The 500-nt window shown below is 65.0% G+C and carries 1 pseudogene; it reads right to left on the reverse strand.

Annotation, left to right across the window (positions count from 1 at the left end):
* Positions 1-405, reverse strand: a pseudogene (locus EOC06_RS41160) (hypothetical protein); the annotation flags it as partial.
* Positions 406-500 lie beyond the last annotated feature (95 nt).

Here is a 500-nt window from a genome sequence, read left to right on the forward strand (position 1 = left end):
TTCTTCGGCTTTGCGGCGCGCCTGCTCGGCCGCCAGTTGGGCTTCGATGGCGCGCCGCTGCGCATCGAGATCGGCGCCTTGCTCAACCGTCTGATCGACATTGTCGGCCTGTTGCTTGTTGTCTTCCCCTTCCGGGGGCGGCGGAACAACGATCTGGTCGATTGTCTTGTCGGCCGCCTGTGGCGTCTCGGCCAGCGCAGGCGGGCGAAATTCAGGCGGGTTGAAATTGTCATTAGCATCCGAGGCCGTATCGCGAGAGCGCGGCTCGCGAGGCCAGTTGATCCAGATCAGCGCGATCGCCACGATCAGCCCTGCGGCGACCATGGCGAGTTTCGTGCCCACTCCGGCATAGCGTCTGGCGACGGTCGGCCCGCCATCAAGCTCGTTATAGTCGATGTTGCCCATCTATCGTCCCCTCGCGGTCGGGACGGAGAAGGGGCCGGCCCCGCGCACCAGCTTCCTCGGCCCGTATACGGCGGAGACAGGATCCGTCTTCGACG

The organism is Mesorhizobium sp. M7A.F.Ca.MR.362.00.0.0 (assembly GCF_004023175.1).
Taxonomy (GTDB): domain Bacteria; phylum Pseudomonadota; class Alphaproteobacteria; order Rhizobiales; family Rhizobiaceae; genus Mesorhizobium.